The organism is Serratia sp. BIGb0163 (genome assembly GCF_024809935.1).
GTDB lineage: Bacteria > Pseudomonadota > Gammaproteobacteria > Enterobacterales > Enterobacteriaceae > Serratia > Serratia quinivorans.
Genome location: NZ_JANUDZ010000001.1, coordinates 763,200 through 780,689, shown reverse-complemented (window position 1 = coordinate 780,689; position 17,490 = coordinate 763,200). Strand labels below are relative to the sequence as shown.

Sequence of the window (17,490 nt, the reverse complement as noted above, 5' to 3'; positions counted from 1 at the left end):
TACCTCCTCCCAGGGAAAAGGGGCCGACCTACATGCGGTTAATGGAATGAATTGGCAGGTGTCACGCCGTGCCGAACGTCCACTAACCAAAAACAGATGCGTGTCCAAATGAAAATAATAGCCAATAATAGATTTTTACCCGTTTTACTTCTGATTTTACCCCTGGAACTGCCGGCGCAAGAGTCCGTGGTGCCGGCGGAACATAACGAGTTGCCGCCCCCCAAACTGACAACCAGCGCTGCTACCGCCCTGCGCTTTTACGGTGAGTTGGGCATCGGTGGCAGCGTCTATCTCAACGGTGAACACCAACACAAATACAGTGACGGTACCTATATCGAAGGCGGCCTGGAGATCAAACACGGCCATTGGTTCGGCCTGATCTACGGCGAAGGCTGGACGGTGCAGGCGGATCATCAGGGCAATGCCTGGGTGCCAGACCACAGTTGGGGGGGATTTGAAGGCGGCATCAACCGTTTTTACGGCGGCTATCGCACCGACGATGGCACCGAAATGATGCTTAGCGTACGCAACGACTCCTCGCTGGACGATTTACAATGGTGGGCCGACTTTACCCCGGAATATGGCTATGTGATCCCCAACACCCGGGATCTCTCCTACGCGGCCAAACTGCAGAATCTGACCGGAAAATTCCGTTACAGCGTCACCGCCGCACCGGAAAGCCGCATCGACGAAAGTAAGGCGTTACTGCACTTCGGTAAATATGACCGCTACTCGGACAAATATACCTACCGTGCCATGGTCAACGGCTATACCCAATACGATCTGCAGGAAGAACTGACGTTATTAAACGGCCTGGAAATTACCGACGGCATGGGGCAACTGTACCTCCTGGGGCTAAAAGGTAAAAACCTGGCCGGCCGCGTCTGGCACCACACCGGCAAGGGCGATGGCAGCCAGCCGGGCACCGAGTCGGGCCTGATGTTAAGCGCCATGGTTGAAGCCACCAAAGGGCTGTATTTCTCGACCGCCTACAGCTACGCCCGCCACCGGCTGGACAATGCGCCGGACACCGCCACGTCTTACGCGCAGGCCGGTATCTGGTACGAGTATGGCGGCGGCAAATTCGCCACCGCGCTGGACAGTAAATTCTATATGACCAACGACAGCACCGACGCCAGCAACTCGGTGTTTCTGATGCAGTATTTCTATTGGTAACCGACAGGGCAATCCTAATGAATATGATTAATAAACTGCCGCCTTTGGCCATAGCTATCACGCTGGCAATATCAGGCTGCTCTTCTCACCCGGCGAATGAGAACGCCTTGCGGGCAGCGGCCTATAAAAACGTCATCAATCGCAGCGGCGCGCCACACTACATGCTCGACTACGATTTTGATGAACACCAACGTTTTAACCCGTTCTTTGATCTGGGGGCCTGGCATGGCCACTTGCTGCCGGATGGCCCGGAAGGTATCGGCGGTTTCCCCGGCCCGGCGCTGCTTACCGAAGAATACATCAACTTTATGGCCGATAACTTCGATCGGCTGAGCCTGTATAAAAATGGGGAGAAGGTAAACTTCAGCATGACGGCCTACAGCATCCCGGGGGCGCTTGTCCAACAACTCAGCGCGCCGGGGATCCAGGTCAATCTGACGCTGCGTTTCGCTACCGCACGCACCTCGCTGCTGGAAACCCAAATCATCACCGATACGCCGCTGGAGCTGGTGTGGGACGGCGCACTGCTGGAAAAATACTACGCCAAACAGCAAAAGCCACTGTCACCTGAGACCATCGAGCAGGCATTTCCGGGCTACACGCGGCACATTCTGCCGACGGCGGACGGCCTGCGGGTCACCTTTGGCAAAGTGCGAGCCTCTTCGCAACTGATGACCTCCGGCCAGTCTGAATATCAGATTCATAAATCACTGCCGCAGCAAACGACGGTGAACGGCCATCAGTTTATCGCCAAAGCCAATATCAAAGGCTCCACCACCCTCTACACCACCTACTCTCACCTGCTCACCGCCGCTGAGGTACAGCAGGAACAGGGCAAGATTGCCGCTATCCTCGCCAACCCGCAGCAGTATATGAATGCTTCCGCGCAACGCTGGGAAAACTATCTCAGCAAGGGGCTTACCAACCCGCATGCCACTCAAGCGCAGGAGCGCGTGGCGGTGAAAGCGATAGAAACCTTGAATGGCAACTGGCGCGGCGCGGCCGGGGCGATGAAGTTTGATTCGGTGACGCCTTCGGTGACCGGGCGCTGGTTCTCCGGCAACCAGACCTGGCCCTGGGATACCTGGAAACAGGCCTACGCCATGGCGCATTTTAATCCTGACGTCGCCAAGGATAATATCCGTGCGGTGTTCGCCTTCCAAATCCAGCCGGATGACCCACTGCGCCCATGGGATGCCGGCTTTATCCCGGATCTGATCGCCTATAACCCCAGCCCGGAACGCGGCGGCGATGGCAGCAACTGGAATGAGCGCAATACCAAACCCAGTCTGGCGGCCTGGGCGGTAATGGAGGTGTATAACACCACCGGCGATAGACAGTGGCTGGCCGAGATGTATCCGAAGCTGGTCGCCTACCACAACTGGTGGCTGCATAACCGCGACCATAACGGCAACGGCGTGCCGGAATATGGCGCGACGCGGGATAAGGCGCACAATACGCCAGATGGTCGGATGCTGTTCACCGTTAAGCGCGGGCAGCAGGAGAAAACGCTCGCCGGATTGAACAACTATGACCGGGTTGTTCGCTCCGGGCACTATGACAACATCGAAATCCCGGCCCAGGTTGCCGCCTCCTGGGAGTCTGGACGTGACGATGCCGCTGCCTTTGGTTTTATCGACCCGGATCAGCTGGCCCGCTACCTGGCACAAGGTGGAAAGCGGCAGGACTGGCAGGTGAAATTTGCGGAAAACCGTGCGGCAGACGGCACTCTGCTCGGCTATTCCTTACTGCAGGAGTCGGTGGATCAAGCCAGCTACATGTACAGCGACAACAAATACCTGGCCAAAATGGCCGATATTCTGGGCCACAGCGCCGATGCCGCCGCCTTCCGCAGCAAGGCCGACAAGCTGGCGGATTACATCAATAGCTGCATGTTCGATTCGTCCAGTGGCTTCTTCTACGACATTCGCATTGAAGATAAACCCCTGCCCAATGGCTGTGCCGGCAAACCCATTGTCGAACGCGGCAAAGGGCCGGAAGGTTGGTCACCCTTGTTTAATGGCGCAGCCAGCCAGCAACATGCCGATGCGGTGGTGAAGGTGATGAAGGACTCGCGTGAGTTCAATACCTACGTCCCACTCGGTACGGCGGCACTCACCAACCCGGCGTTTGGCGCAGATATTTACTGGCGTGGACGAGTCTGGGTAGATCAACTGTATTTCGGGCTAAAGGGTATGGAAAGCTATGGCTACCGTGACGACGCCGTCGCCATGGCACAGGCCTTCTTCAACCACGCCGATGGACTGATCACCGACGGGCCAATCCGCGAAAACTATAATCCGCTGACCGGCATGCAACAGGGCGCACCGAATTTCTCCTGGAGCGCAGCTCACCTTTACATGCTGTATAACGACTTTTTCACCCGGTAATCTCGCCGTTACCCTGCCAGAACGCTCAACTGGCAGGGGTTTCGCTCGGGCTAGGATTTAATCGGGATCACCAGTACGTCAACGTTCAACTGGTTGATCGCATGCTGAGTAGAGGAAAACAGCTTGTTCCACAGATCGTGGTGGTGGCCGAAGATCACCAGATCGATGCTTTTATCCACCACCGCATTTTGCAATTGCTCGGTGAAATCACCGCGCCCAATAATCACCTCGTTGATCGGGTAATTCACGTTTTGGGTCAGCGGCTCCAGCTCTTTTTTGATCTTGTCTTCAAAAGATCCACCGTCGTAACTCTTCTCAGAGAAACCAATCGCGGCATGATAGGTATCGTAGTAAATATCCACGTAAATCAGGGAAAGTTTAGCCTGCAACGCAGCGGCCAAGCGCGCGCCTTTTTCCACCAGCCGTTTGCCGTCATCACTCAGGTCGGTGGCGATAACAATATGTTGATAACACATAGCGCCTCCTGTCATTGATTCAGTAGAGACCCCTGCTTCTGCGCTAACATCAGAGTTATAGCATTATGATTAATTTTAGTTCAGAAATGCGACGTTCGGGCGGGGATATCAGGCTGAAATAGCCCCGTTGCCGGGGCCCGATAAGAAGGTATTGAGTGAAAACGTTATTCCTTATTCTGGCCGGTAAGGGGTATAGACCCCGCTCAGACTTTCGAGGAAGGCGACAATATCATCGACGTCCTGCTGAGGCAGCTCGCTACCCACCTGATAACGCAACATCAGTTTTACCGCCTGATCCAGCGTAGCGACGTCGCCACGATGAAAATAAGGCGCGGTCTGAGCGACATTGCGCAAACCTGGCACCTTCTGACGTAACCGGTCACGCACAGCACTGGTGACGTTCATACGCCCAATATCTGCCGTGGTGATCTCGCCAAAATTAAAATCACGCTTCAGCCCCAAAGGCTCAAAGGAGCGGCCGCCTAATATGACCCCTGCATGGCAGGTGGCGCATTTGTTGTCTTTAAATAATTGATAGCCGCGTTTTTGCTGCATCGTCATGGCATTCTCATCACCGCGCAGCCAGTTATCGAAGGGGGCATTCGGGGTGATTAAGGTTTTTTCAAATTCGGCGATGGCATCGGTAATATTTTCGCCGCTGAGCCCTTGTGGATAGACCGCAGCAAAGTCGCGAGTCAGCAGCGGATCCTTGTCGAGCTTATTGATAATTTCATCCCAGGATTTGGAGGCCATTTCTATCGGGTTTAATGGTGGCCCACCGGCCTGTGCCTGTAGCGACGGCGCACGGCCATCCCAGAATTGTTCGCTATTGAACACCGAGTTAAACACCGTTGGCGCGTTAATCGGCCCCACCGCGCCACCGACCCCGACTGAGGTTTTTCTTCCGTCGACCCCGCCGGTATTCAACGAGTGACAGTGAGCACAGGAAAGAGTGTTATCTCCAGACAGGCGGGGATCGTGAAAAAGCCGAAACCCCAATGCCACCTTCTGCCCATCAACCGGCAATGTTTTGGGGATCGGTTGAACCGGCTCATTACGATGGGGCTGTGCAGTATCTGCACTGGCGTAATAGCGCGCGCGTTGCTGCGCTATCCAGGCGAGAATAATTTCCCGTTCATCGGGATTGATCTGCCCAGCCCAGTGCAAAGCCACATAGCGGGCGGGTGGCATGGTTTCGTGCTGCATTACCCACTCAATTTTATTCAGGTCGCTTTGTGCCTGCGGCCTATCTTTAATCAGGGCGCTGCGCACAGGCTCCAGGTTGAAGGAGGAGTAACCCAGGCGAATATCGTATTCCATCAACTGTTTGGCGATGGGGAAAGAGGCATAGAACGGTAGCGAAGCGGACGGGGTATGGCAGTAGTCGCAGCCCTTTTCCCTCAGCAACCCCAGCACCTGGTTATTCTGTTGCACTGCGGAACGCAGTACCGAGCTATTCTCCATTCGCTGGGTATCGAGATGCCAGACATAACCGGCCAAACCGAAATAAACCAACGCAACAGCTGCAATGGAAATCGCCGCAATACGGGTGACTTTTTTCATTTCACTTTCCTTATGAAACATTGCCGACCAAATAATCGTCGTCAAACAATATTAAACAGAGGGTAAATAATAATTTTGACGATAATCAATAATTCCCACAGCCATTACCTATAGCTGTAATAGCATTGACCTATCAATTAGGCGTTGCAAACTTTCAGGTAAATTACCGATTAGATTAAATCAGCAAGAATTAACCCTTCAGATATTCACTGAATTAATGAGTATTTAAATTATTATTAAAAATTAAAACGAGCAGCAGAAGATAAAAATGCTATTTGAATGGCAAGATTACTGCAGGCAGCGCTCGCACGCAATGATGAACGCTGCCGGGGTTTTAACGCACGCGTTGCACTTCAAACCAAACGTTGCACACCGACAGGATCAGCGTGTTGGCGTCTTTTTGCAGCACATTATCTCCAGGTACGCCGTCGGTGCCCTGATCGGTAATGCCTTTGATCTGCGTATCGGCATGCTGGATCATCACGCGTTCTACCGCCGGCGTGCTGATGCCCAGCATCGGGAAGTCGATATAAGAGCTGCTGCCGGAATTGTCTTCGACAAACTCCTGCGCCTCTACCGTGCTGAGAGTGGCACCTTCATTTTTCAACTCAGTGCCATTCCAGCTGAAACCGTCGGCCTTGTAACTGATTTTTCCACCGATCAGGCTTTTGGCCTGTTGTTCGTCCCAGCAACCGACGGTTTGCGTCGGCAAGATCTTGCTGACATGCCAGTTGCCCAGCAGCGTTTTAGGGATAGGTTCCACCACCGCATCCGCCGCCTGCACCTGAGTTGCAGATACACAAGTCAAAACCACCAATGGCAGCAGCGCCTTGCGCCAGATGTTAAAATGCATTTTATTTTCCTTTGACTATTCGCGCCCCTGTCGGGCTTGCCGTCATCATAATAAGCGGGTGGAACCTGCGTCAAAACAAACTGATTATCAGGGCACATATCGCCTGAGCGACCGCCCTTCTTTAACCCACTTCCGGCACCGTCGCCCAGTCTGATTCTGCTCATAGCAAATCGCTATTAATCATAGTGAATCAGTATTTTATTTTAGTCAGACGATTATCTACAGTCACTGCCACTCTTCAGCCTGTAATAACCAGCAGGCTATTTTGACAAGGACTCTGGGAAAATGACATTTACACTAAAAAAACTTGCCGCCACGCTGGCAGTAACCGGCACCCTGCTGCTGACCGCCTGCGGGCCGACCGCGCAAGACGCTCACCACATCAAGGTCGGCATCAGTGCCGGTATCGATCAGTCGCTGTGGGCGGTGGTGCAAAAGGTTGCCAAACAGAAGTACGATCTGGATGTGGAAGTGGTGACATTCACGGATTACGTGTTGCCCAATGAGGCGCTGAATAACGGCGATCTGGATATCAATGCCTTCCAGCACAAACCTTATCTGGAAAAACAGATCCAGGAACGCGGTTACAAGCTGGTTGCGGTGGGCAATACCTTTGTTTATCCGATTGCCGGTTACTCAAAAAAAATCTCGTCAATCAGTCAACTGCCCGATGGCGCACAGGTCGCGGTGCCGAATGACCCAACCAACCTGGGTCGTTCACTGCTGCTGTTGCAAAAGCAGGGGCTGATCGGGCTCAAGGACGGGGTCGGGCTGCTGCCTACTTCACTGGATATCGTCAGCAACCCGAAGAAGTTGAAAATTGTTGAGATCGAAGCGCCACAGTTGCCGCGCGCGCTGGATGACAAACAAATCGCACTGGCGATTATCAACACCAACTACTCCAGCCAAATTGGCCTGACACCGGGCAAAGACGGGCTGTTTGTCGAAGACAAAAACTCGCCATACGTCAATATTTTCGCCAGTCGGGTGGATAACCAAAACAACGAAAACGTAAAAAACCTGGTCAAGGCCTACCAGACCGATGAGGTCGCCGCCAGCGCCGCCGAAATCTACAAGGGCGACGCGGTTAAAGGCTGGTAATTTGCACTTTGCCCCGCGGCGAACGTCGCGGGGCTGGAGTGAAATGGCGCTGCACGCAGCGCCAGATGGTTTAGATACCGTTATTGCAACGCGTGGTCAATACCAGGCCCGGTAGGGTTAGCGCAGCGGTCGTCGGATTGGTCAACGTAAACGTCACCGTACCTGCTTCGCTGACGCACACCGTACTTTTCACCCGCTTTGGATTCTGGTTGAACTTCACCCCGTTAGCGACATAAGTCGGCAGCACCGTCGCCAATTGCGCATCAATATCCAGACTTGCCCCCGGCGCCAGCGTTATATCCTGGGACGTTGACTTAACGATTAAATCAACAAAGTCTCCGCTTACCCACTCGGGGTTAACCCCCCCTATTACGCAGCTATATTTACGCGCCTCCCCCGGCACAGCCCTAAAGTTATATACCTCGTCCCCTGCCCGAGCATCGATGTCCGTCGGGATTTGGCTGTCATAACGGAATTCCCGGCGACCATAGGCGCAAGCATCCATCTGGATCCGACGAATACTGGTGGCACCAATTTCAAACCTGGTTACCGGTACAAAGGCAGTATCAAACACGTTTTTACCGATAACTGTGTTTGGTCCATAATCAGTGCCGATAAAATACAATCCGGCAAAAGAAGACTTAAGTTGCACAATGTTATCGGCAAACACAAAGCTGCCGGGGTTCGACAGGCGAATATGGCCCTGATTGGTGTCCGTTACTCGGTTACCGACAAAACTGCCGCCGGTGCCTAATTTGATGTAATTACTACCGGAACCAGCGCTAGTGAACGTAGAACCCTCGAAAAAGTTACCACTGGTCACGCAATCACTCGCGGAGAGCCCGATCTTGCAGTTCAACACCCGGTTGCCGGTAATGGTCGCACGGGTGGCGGAAATGCCAGGATACTCGGCCGTTGGGCTGGTACCACAGGTGTCCACCTGGTTATTGGCTATCAGCGCAGACTCAACATTAATCTCTCCCAACGTAGTGAAACTGATACCGTTTTGGACTGTGTTGCGCACCGTATTGCCTACACATTTACTTCGCCGGATCGGGTTCTTTTGCGGGTTATTACTCAGTTCACTGTCGACAATAATGCCAAAACGATCGATGCCATCGACAAAGTTATCCGCCACCTCCCAGTCGTCAATATTGGTGAATGCAATACCGTAAGAGAGGTTGGTGAGAGAGTTGCCCTGAACCAGTAAATTCTGGAAAAAAGTCGTTGAACCGCCATTTTCATCGTTGAGGGTAATCCCTCCACCACGGTGGCCCTGAGCGGTATTGGGCGAGCCAATAGCGTCGTACAACCGATTATTGAGGATCTTGCCGTCAAAACTGGGGGTTGAAGAGGTTTTCAACAAAATCCCATCGCCGTTATGGTGATAGATTTCATTGTCCCGTAGCAGCCAGCGGCGACTGCCACGCACCGCAATTCCTTCTTCACCCAGTTCATGGCACTTGTTGCGGTAAATCTCGAAACTTTCCGATTGCCTGATACTGATAGCATCGGTATGCATAAACAAATCGAGATCGTGAAGGCGAAAACGCTGACCACCATCAATAAGTAACGCAGTTGCCTGCTTGGACCACAGACGCGTCGGGTCACTGCCTTTGCGACTCAGCGTCAGGCCGCTGAAGGAAAAATCCGTTTTATTAACAAACTGCACCATCGTCAGCGTCGTCTTATCACTGTCAAGATAGAGTTGTCCGCCGCCACTAATAGTACTAAAGCCAGGCGCATCAAGCGTCATAAAGGGGGTTTTGGCATCGACATCAGCCAGGCGGTAATGGCCCTCAAGAACCATTTTTTGCGGCGTTTGCGCGCTAGCGATGCTACCGGCGTAACTGAACATGCGTTTAACCGCCGGGTAATCATTGATAACCCCATCTCCCACCGCGCCAAACATCTCTGGATTTAACACTGAATCTGCGTCGAGCACTCGCATCCAACAATAGGGTGAGCTGGCAGGCTGGGTCACGTAGAGGCATCCATCAGGGATAACCCCGCCGGCAGGGATTGAGACAAAGGTGCCTCCCCCCAACGTACTGCGGATTTGTTTATTTAATCGCGCGGCATCGAAGGCGGTAACCTCTATCAAGGTGCCGGTTGGTGCCGTTTGTTGAGCCAGAGCAACGATATCTATGCAGGTGTCGGTCATGGTACATCTCCTCATGACGGCATGATTGCCGCCGAGAGACTGTATATAAACCCAGTTCATTGCAAAATCTGTTAGACGATGGCACAACAGAATTCCAAAAAAAAGCGCTGCCTAGGCAGCGCACCTTCAACACGGGTATAACCTATTATTTCGCCGCGTACTTTTGCATATTGGCCGGGGTCACCAGTTCAAACGGGATCCAGTAATAAGGATCCAGCTTTTCGCCTTTGATCATCCGTTGCGCGACGTCGACCGAGGCTTTGCCCTGACCAACGGCATCCTGAAATACCGTCACCTGCATCTTGCCGGAAGACAAGGCTTTCAGGCCGTCCGGCGTGGCGTCGATACCGCCAACCAGCACCTTGCTGCCCTGCTTACCGGCCTGCTGCAACGCCATGATCGCGCCAATCGCCATCTCGTCATTATTGGCGGCGACGATATCAATAGACTCGCCGTTGGTGATCCAGTTCAGCATCAGATCCATCCCTTCGCTGCGCGAATAGTTGGCGCTCTGCTTCTGCACTACCTTCATTTTCGGGTACTTCGCCACCACCTGCTCTACATCCTTGGTGCGTTGCAGTGCACCGGCGTCGGTAAGGTTGCCGATCATCACCGCCACGTTGCCCTGATAGTTGGCCAGCCGCGCCAGCTCTTCCATTTGCAAAGTGCCGGATTGCTTCTCGTCGGAGCCGACAAACACCACGCCGGCAGGCAGTTTGCTGTCGCCCGGCGTACGATTCACGTACACCAGCGGAATGCCCGCTTTGGTCACCATTTTGGTGATGGCTGGCGTACCCGCCGAATTGACCGGGTCGACGATAATCGCGTCCACCCCGGCGCTGATAAAGTTCTGCACCTGATCGGCCTGGCGACCTACGTCACCGCGTGCGTCTTCGAACTGCACGCTGATTCCGCGCGCCTTGGCCTCTTTGTCGATTGAATGACGAATAATGGTCAGGAAGTTCTGGTCAAAATAGGCCATCGACACGCCGATGGTTTCCGCCAGCACCGAGGTGGAGCAGCCGAGCGCCGCCACCAGCACGATTCTTTTTAAGTATTTCATGGTGATTCCCCTGAGATAAAAAAAACCGCCGGGCAAAGTGCACCGGCGGAGATTTACGGCAATCAGTGTTTTTTACGGTTACGGCGCATGTCGATAGACACGGCGGCGACGATAATCACGCCTTTGATAATGTCCTGAATATAGGAGTCTACGCCGATAAAGGTGAAGCCGCTTTTAATCAGCCCGAGGATCACCGCGCCAATCAATGTGCCGGTAATGCGCCCAACGCCGCCCATCAGGCTGCTGCCGCCGATCACCGCCGCGGCGATAGCGTCCAGCTCGTAAGACATCCCCATGCTCGACTGGCCGCTGCTGACGCGCGCCGCCAATACCACACCTGCCAGCCCTGCCAGGCCACCGGCGATGGTATAGACCGTCACCAGGTATTTATTGACGTTGATGCCGGAGACTCTGGCCGACGTCATGTTGCCGCCGATGGCGTAGATGTACTTACCGTAACGGGTGTGCTTCAGCGCAATGTGGAAGATCACCGCAATCACCAGGAAGATGATCACCGGCATCGCGCCCTGGCCGATAGAGGTAAAGCCGTCGGACAGGAAGCTGACCGGGTTACCCTGGGTGTAATACTGCGCCAGGCCACGCGCCGAAACCATCATGCCCAGAGTTGCGATAAACGGTGGGATACCGGTGCGGGTAATCAGGAAGCCGTTGATGAAACCGCAGATAATGCCCACCCCGATCCCCGCGCCGATCGGGATCGCCGCCGGGAGGTCGAGCAACGCCGGGTACATCGGTGAAATACTGTCCGAGGTTTGCGCCAGACTGGCCGCCACCACAGCCGTCAGGGCTATCAGCGAGCCGGAGGAAAGATCGATGCCGGTGGTGATGATGACCTGGGTCACCCCCACCGCAATGATGCCAATAATCGCCACCTGCAGCACAATCAGCAGCAGGCGGTTCGGGTTCATCAGGAAGGACTGGTCGCGGATGTACCAGCCAAGAATTTCAAACACCAATGCGATGCCGATCATCACGATAAAGATGCCGGTGTCTTTCGGCATTTTGCCACTCAGGCCAGCGAACAGCGGCGCTTTACCCGCAAGCGGCTTCTCGATTTTTACATTACTCATGGGGATTCACCTTTGCGTTATTCAGAGGCCAGCGCCAGGATTTTTTCCTGATCCGCTTCTTCTTTATCCAAAATGCCGGTAATACGGCCGCCGTGCATCACCATCACCCGGTCGCTCATGCCGAGGATCTCCGGTAATTCCGATGACACCAAAATAATGGCGACGCCACGGTTCGCCAGTTCGCTAATCAGGCGGTAGATTTCCGCCTTCGCGCCCACGTCGATGCCGCGCGTTGGCTCATCGAGGATCAATATTTTCGGTTGGGCCAGCAGCCAACGGGCAATCAGCACCTTCTGCTGGTTGCCACCGCTCAGGTTATTGATGATTTGATCCATGGTCGGGGTTTTGATGTTGAGCTTTTTGATCTGCTCCATGCAGTCCTTGGCCATTTGCACATGACTGACAAAGCCGTTCTTGCCGATGTACTCCGACAGGTTGACGATGCTCATGTTCTCGACCACCGACAACACCAGAAACAGCCCGGACTTCTTGCGGTCTTCGGTGAGAAACGCCAACCCGAGTTCAATCGCTCGCGAGGGTGAATCGACCTTCGCCGCCTTGCCCTCAATGAAAATGCTGCCGCCGTCCGCCGGGTACATGCCGAACAGGCTTTCCATCACCTCGCTGCGACCGGCCCCCACCAGCCCGGCGACACCGAGGATCTCGCCGCGCTTGACGCTGAACGAGATATCGTGGAACCAGTCGGCACGCCGCAGCCCTTCGACACGCAGCACTTCTTCGCCGATATTGTTGTTGAATTTGGGGAACATCTGGGTCAGTTCACGCCCCACCATCATGGTGATCAGCGACTGTTTGGTCAGGTTTTCGGTTTTATCGCAGGCGATGAAGGTGCCGTCACGGAAGATGCTCACCTCATCGGTAATGGCGAAAATCTCGTCCATCTTGTGGCTGATATAAATAATGCCTTTGCCCTGGTCACGCAGTTCGCGAATGATGGCGAACAGATGCACCACCTCGCCTTCGGTCAGCGCCGAGGTGGGTTCGTCCATGATCAGCACGTCCGCGTTGTAGGAAACCGCCTTGGCGATCTCCACCATTTGCTGATTAGCGATGCTCAGTTCACCGACCAACGTCTCCGGCTTGAGCTTGATGTTCAGCCGCGCCAGCAGCTCACGGGTTTTCTTGTTCAGTTGATCATGATTCACAAAGCCCAGCTTTGCCGGCTCACGCCCCAGCCAGATGTTTTCCGCCACCGTCATATAAGGCACCAGGTTGAGTTCCTGGTGAATCATGGAAATCCCCGAATGCAGCGCCTGCAGCGTGTCGCTGAAGGTCACCGGTTGGCCTTTTATTTTTATGGTGCCTTCATCGGGGTGATAAATACCGATTAAACATTTCATCAGCGTGGATTTACCCGCGCCGTTTTCCCCCATTAATGCGTGTACGCTGCCTGGCTTGATTTTAATTGAGACTTTATCCAGCGCCTTCACGCCGGGAAACTGCTTACTGATGCCTTCAGCCTCAAGAACATAAGGATACATACTGATAACCTCCGCCGTTCGTCAATGCATCCCTGCCGGGTATATACGGCAGGGATATAACCGCGCTGCCTTAACGCTTATTTTCTGTTCTTGTCGGCAAATTCTTGATAGTTGGCCTTGGTGATCAGCTGATACGGGATCAGTACGTTGCTTTCCACCTTCTCGCCTTTCACCAGTTGAATGGCGGTTTGCACCGCGCCCTCCCCCTGTCCTTTGGCATCCTGGAATACGCTCAGTGCCAGATCGCCCTTCTTGATGTATTCCAGTGCGTCCGGAGTGCCATCAACGCCGGCCACCAATACGCCACTTTTCTTCGCCTGTTTCAGCGCCAGGATCGCGCCAATCGCCATTTCGTCATTGTTGGAGGCGATGGCATCAATCTGCTGACCGGTCAGCGCCCAGTCGGTAGTAATGTCGACGGCTTCTTTACGGCCCCACTTGGCGGTTTGCTTGTCGAGGATTTTGATGCCGGGATACTTGGCCGCCACTTCTTCCACACCACGGGTGCGGTCGCGGGTCGCTTCATTGGACAGTTCGCCCATCAGGATCATCACGTTGCCCTTGCCGTTCATCAGCTTGGCCAACTCTTCCATCTGCAGCTTGCCGGCCAGTTTGGAGTCTGAGCCTACGTAGGCCATGCCCGCAGGCAGCGTGACCTCAGGGCGGCGGTTGACGAACACCAGCGGGATCTTGGCGCTTTCCGCCAGTTTGATCATCGGCTTCACGCCCTGGGTATCGACCGGGTTGAGGATGATGGCGTCGACGCCCTGGCTGACAAAGTTCTCAATCTGTTGGATCTGCTGGGCGATATCCCCTTTTGCATCTTCAAATTGACCGCTGACGTTGCCGTCCTGTTTCATTTTGCTCTGCATTGACTGGCGCAGGATGGTGAGGAAATTGTCATCGAAATAAGCCATTGAAACGCCGATTTTGATGTCTTTGGCCAATACGCTGGCCGGCAACATGCACATCAATACCGAGGTGACGATCAGTTTCTTCAGCTTCATGTTCTGTACCCTTAATAGTTAGAGTGAAGAGGCCTGTTGATTTGACAGCTAATGAAAAATATTTTTTACATTCAAACAACAATCCGGTCGGTGTTATCCCTTTGATACGGCAGATTTATCGCTTTTATTCCGTATTCAGGCGGTGTGAAAAACTTTGATCAATGTCTCAAATAAGATTAAAAACAACGCTTTAAAATAAATAACCTATCGAGGCATTGAAGTCACAAAGTCATTATCAAATGTTTATTTCATAATTGAGATTATTGAAACTTTTTAACTCAAACAAGCGAAACATGCGTTTTGGAATGGCCAAGTAACAAAAACATGACACGGATCTAACAAATGACGCAAAAACCACCATCGCGTTCGTGGCATAAGTGCGTTCGGCAAACAAAATGCTCCCGCCTGATGAAAAATGGCGCCGCACGTTCTCAGTAAATGTGCGAGCGAGCACGCAGTTTGTGGATCCGCGGTTTCATCCCCGGCGCTAGTCGACAATACTGAATGGACGTGTATTTTCAGGAGGATCAGACATGCAGCTCAGCAGTAAGGTACGGATGAACCGGCTGTTTAATAACGGCAAATGCCTCGACGTGGCGATTGATCACGGCATCGCCAATGAGCCGGATTTTTTAATCGGTCTGGAAGACATTGAACGGGTGATGGACAGCCTGATCGTTGCCCGCCCCGATGCCATTCAGGTCAACTACGGCCAGGCGGATTTACTGCAACGCTCGGCACAACGCGATAAGCCGGCGCTGGTAATGCGCACCGACGTCGGCAATGCTTATAACGCCGCACGTCACCGTGAAATGTGGGCAGTGCTGCATAATCCAGAAGCGCCCATCCTCGCCGCACTGCAGATGGATGCGGCGGCGGTGGTGGTTAATCTGTATCTGATCCCCGATGAACCGGGCATTTTCCGCCAGTGCGTGGAGAATATTGGTCGTCTGCGTCATGCCTGCGACCGCTACGCCATGCCGCTGATGATCGAACCACTGGTGATGGCGCCGGCCGGCCAGGGCGCGGCCTACGGTTCGCTCGGTGACGTAGAAAAAATGGTGCCGTTAGTCCGACTGGCGCGTGAACTGGGTGCCGACATCATCAAGGCCGACCCGACGGAGCGAGTAGAGGACTTCCACCGCATTGTGGAGGCGGCGCGCTGCCCAACGCTGGTGCGTGGCGGCGGTAAAGGCGAACTGGGCGCGGTACTGGAAAAATCCGCCGCCCTGATGGCGCAAGGGGCATCTGGTATGGTTTACGGCCGCAATGTCTATCAGCACAGCAATCCATCAAAAGTGGTCAGTGCGTTAATGGCTATCATTCATCAGGGTGCCAGCGGCCAGCAAGGACTGGAAATCTACCATCAGCCCTGATCCCCCGCTTTTGTAATTAAAATAATCCCTCCCCCGGCGGCAGCATGTTATAACCTGCTGCCGGTCGCGGCCCCGCGCTCCAATCCCCGCTATTATCCTGACAGGCCCATTCGGAGAATCGCCATGCCAAAACAACGGATACCGCTTAAGCTCAGCACCACGCTCACGCTGATGGTGTCTGCCATCATCGCTTCGGTGCTATTGGTGGTGTATGCGCTGTTTTTTGTGCAGATGAATCACCAGGGACAAGATCAGCAACGCCAAAAAGCGATGGCGATTGCCGAAACGCTGGCGCTATCGAGTAATGTTATTGAGGGGTTGCTGCGTGAAGATCACAGTGGCGCGGTGCAGCGCTTTGCCGAGCAGGTGCGCCAGCGGAATGAATTACTGTTTGTCGTCGTGGTGGACATGAAAGGTATCCGCTACTCGCACCCCAAACCCTGGTTAATCGGTCAGCATTTTATCGGTGACGATTTGGAACCGGCGCTACGCGGCGAAACCAACAGCGCCATTAATCGCGGCGCATTAGCCCCTTCGCTGCGGGTTTTTGCCCCGGTTTACGACAGCGAACGGCGGCAGATTGGCGTGGTCGCTCTCGGTATTGCGCTCGACACCGTTCAGCGCGTGGTGGGCGAAAGCCGCTGGATCATCTACTGGACACTGGCCTTCGCCGCGCTGGTCGGCACGCTCGGCATTTTCTTCCTGGTGAAGGCCCTGAAACGCATTATGCTCGGCTTTGAACCCTACGAGATCTCTAATCTGTTCGAGCAGCGCAACGCCATGCTGCAATCAATTAAAGAAGGCGTCATTGCGGTCGATAACCAGTCACGCATTACCATTGTCAACGACGAAGCCAAACGGCTGTTGCGCCAAAATGGGCCTTTCGAAAACCTGCTGTTGGAATCCGCCAGCAAATACTGGCCGACGCAGCTGCATCTGGCGGAGGTGCTGGAAAGCGGTCAACCGCTGCGTGACCAGCAGATCAGCTTTAACGGCAGCGAACTGCTGACCAATACCGTACCGGTAATCGTTAAGGGCCAGGTGATTGGTGCTATCGCCACCTTCCGCGATAAAACCGAAATCAGCCAGTTGGTGCAACGCCTGAGCGGCATGGCGCACTATGCTGACGCATTGCGCGTCCAGTCACATGAGTTTATGAACAAGCTGCATGTGATCCTCGGTATGCTGCACATGAAGGCCTACCAGCAGTTGGAAAACTACATCATCAATACCGCCAGCACCTATCAGGAAGAGATCGGTGCGCTGCTGAGGAAAATCCAGTCGCCAGAGGTGGCGGGCTTCTTTATCGGCAAGATCAATCGCGCCCATGAAGCCGGTATTGAGCTGACCATTGACGAAACCAGCCTGCTACCAGAAACCGACGATGCGGAAACTACCCACGTGCTGATCAGCGTGCTGGGCAATTTGATTGAAAATGCCATTGACGCTATCGATGGCGTAGAGGGACACGAGATCAACCTGAGCTTTCATCACAATGAGAATCACTTACACTGTATAGTCAGCGATGACGGCCCCGGTATCGATCCGGCTCTCGGCGCACGTATCTTTGAACAGGGTGTTTCAACCAAAGGGCCGGGGCGCGGTATTGGCCTGGCGTTGATCCGCAGCAGCCTGGAAAAACTGGGCGGCAGCATTGACTTCGAATCTGAACCGGGTGAGCTAACCCAATTTTTTGTACATATCCCCTATCAGGCCAAGGGCTGAACC

At 53.9% G+C, this 17,490-nt stretch carries 13 protein-coding genes; 5 read left to right on the top strand and 8 right to left on the bottom strand.

Going from position 1 to position 17,490, the window contains the following annotated elements; translation table 11 throughout:
* Positions 1-108 precede the first annotated feature (108 nt).
* Both ygjJ and ygjK read left to right on the top strand, forming a co-directional pair.
* The gene (gene ygjJ / locus M2406_RS03810) at positions 109-1,176 is read left to right on the top strand and encodes a protein YgjJ (protein ID WP_259188781.1); all 1,068 of its coding nucleotides are present in this window, start codon (positions 109-111) and stop codon (positions 1,174-1,176) included.
* 17 nt (positions 1,177-1,193) lie between these two features.
* Positions 1,194-3,566, top strand: a complete 2,373-nt coding sequence (gene ygjK / locus M2406_RS03805; protein ID WP_259188780.1) for an alpha-glucosidase — start codon at positions 1,194-1,196, stop codon at positions 3,564-3,566.
* A gap of 50 nt (positions 3,567-3,616) precedes the next feature.
* Here the strand turns inward: ygjK and M2406_RS03800 are convergent, their stop codons facing one another.
* From M2406_RS03800 to M2406_RS03790, 3 genes are all read right to left on the bottom strand, one after another.
* On the bottom strand, positions 3,617-4,042 hold the full coding sequence (locus M2406_RS03800) for a universal stress protein (RefSeq protein ID WP_135344396.1): 426 nt from the start codon (positions 4,040-4,042) through the stop codon (positions 3,617-3,619).
* Positions 4,043-4,213: 171 nt separating this feature from the next.
* On the bottom strand, positions 4,214-5,605 hold the full coding sequence (locus tag M2406_RS03795) for a cytochrome-c peroxidase (RefSeq protein WP_259188779.1): 1,392 nt from the start codon (positions 5,603-5,605) through the stop codon (positions 4,214-4,216).
* 334 nt (positions 5,606-5,939) lie between these two features.
* Positions 5,940-6,458 carry a hypothetical protein gene (locus M2406_RS03790; RefSeq protein WP_115182610.1) on the bottom strand — a complete coding sequence of 173 codons (519 nt, stop codon included), beginning with the start codon at positions 6,456-6,458 and terminating at the stop codon, positions 5,940-5,942.
* 285 nt (positions 6,459-6,743) lie between these two features.
* Here M2406_RS03790 and M2406_RS03785 point away from each other — a divergent pair, with 285 nt between their 5' ends.
* Positions 6,744-7,559: a MetQ/NlpA family lipoprotein gene (locus M2406_RS03785; RefSeq protein WP_259188778.1), complete on the top strand. Its 816-nt coding sequence runs from the start codon at positions 6,744-6,746 to the stop codon at positions 7,557-7,559.
* Positions 7,560-7,629: 70 nt separating this feature from the next.
* Here M2406_RS03785 and M2406_RS03780 read toward each other — a convergent pair whose 3' ends face one another.
* The 5 genes from M2406_RS03780 to M2406_RS03760 form a co-directional block, all read right to left on the bottom strand.
* Entirely contained in the window at positions 7,630-9,723 is a 2,094-nt protein-coding gene (locus tag M2406_RS03780; protein WP_259188777.1) for a right-handed parallel beta-helix repeat-containing protein, read from the bottom strand.
* A gap of 145 nt (positions 9,724-9,868) precedes the next feature.
* Positions 9,869-10,786 carry a sugar ABC transporter substrate-binding protein gene (locus M2406_RS03775; protein WP_012006388.1) on the bottom strand — a complete coding sequence of 306 codons (918 nt, stop codon included), beginning with the start codon at positions 10,784-10,786 and terminating at the stop codon, positions 9,869-9,871.
* A 62-nt stretch (positions 10,787-10,848) separates the two neighbouring features.
* Entirely contained in the window at positions 10,849-11,877 is a 1,029-nt protein-coding gene (locus M2406_RS03770; protein ID WP_012006387.1) for an ABC transporter permease, read from the bottom strand.
* A 17-nt stretch (positions 11,878-11,894) separates the two neighbouring features.
* Positions 11,895-13,379 carry a sugar ABC transporter ATP-binding protein gene (locus tag M2406_RS03765; RefSeq protein WP_012006386.1) on the bottom strand — a complete coding sequence of 495 codons (1,485 nt, stop codon included), beginning with the start codon at positions 13,377-13,379 and terminating at the stop codon, positions 11,895-11,897.
* Positions 13,380-13,456: 77 nt separating this feature from the next.
* Positions 13,457-14,386, bottom strand: a complete 930-nt coding sequence (locus M2406_RS03760) for a sugar ABC transporter substrate-binding protein (protein ID WP_012006385.1) — start codon at positions 14,384-14,386, stop codon at positions 13,457-13,459.
* Between the two features lie 533 nt (positions 14,387-14,919).
* Between M2406_RS03760 and M2406_RS03755 the strand changes: the two genes are divergently transcribed.
* Both M2406_RS03755 and M2406_RS03750 read left to right on the top strand, forming a co-directional pair.
* Positions 14,920-15,762, top strand: a complete 843-nt coding sequence (locus tag M2406_RS03755) for a class I fructose-bisphosphate aldolase (protein ID WP_012006384.1) — start codon at positions 14,920-14,922, stop codon at positions 15,760-15,762.
* 123 nt (positions 15,763-15,885) lie between these two features.
* Complete coding sequence (locus tag M2406_RS03750; protein ID WP_012006383.1) at positions 15,886-17,487, top strand: sensor histidine kinase; 1,602 nt, start codon at positions 15,886-15,888, stop codon at positions 17,485-17,487.
* The last annotated feature ends 3 nt before the right edge of the window (positions 17,488-17,490 follow it).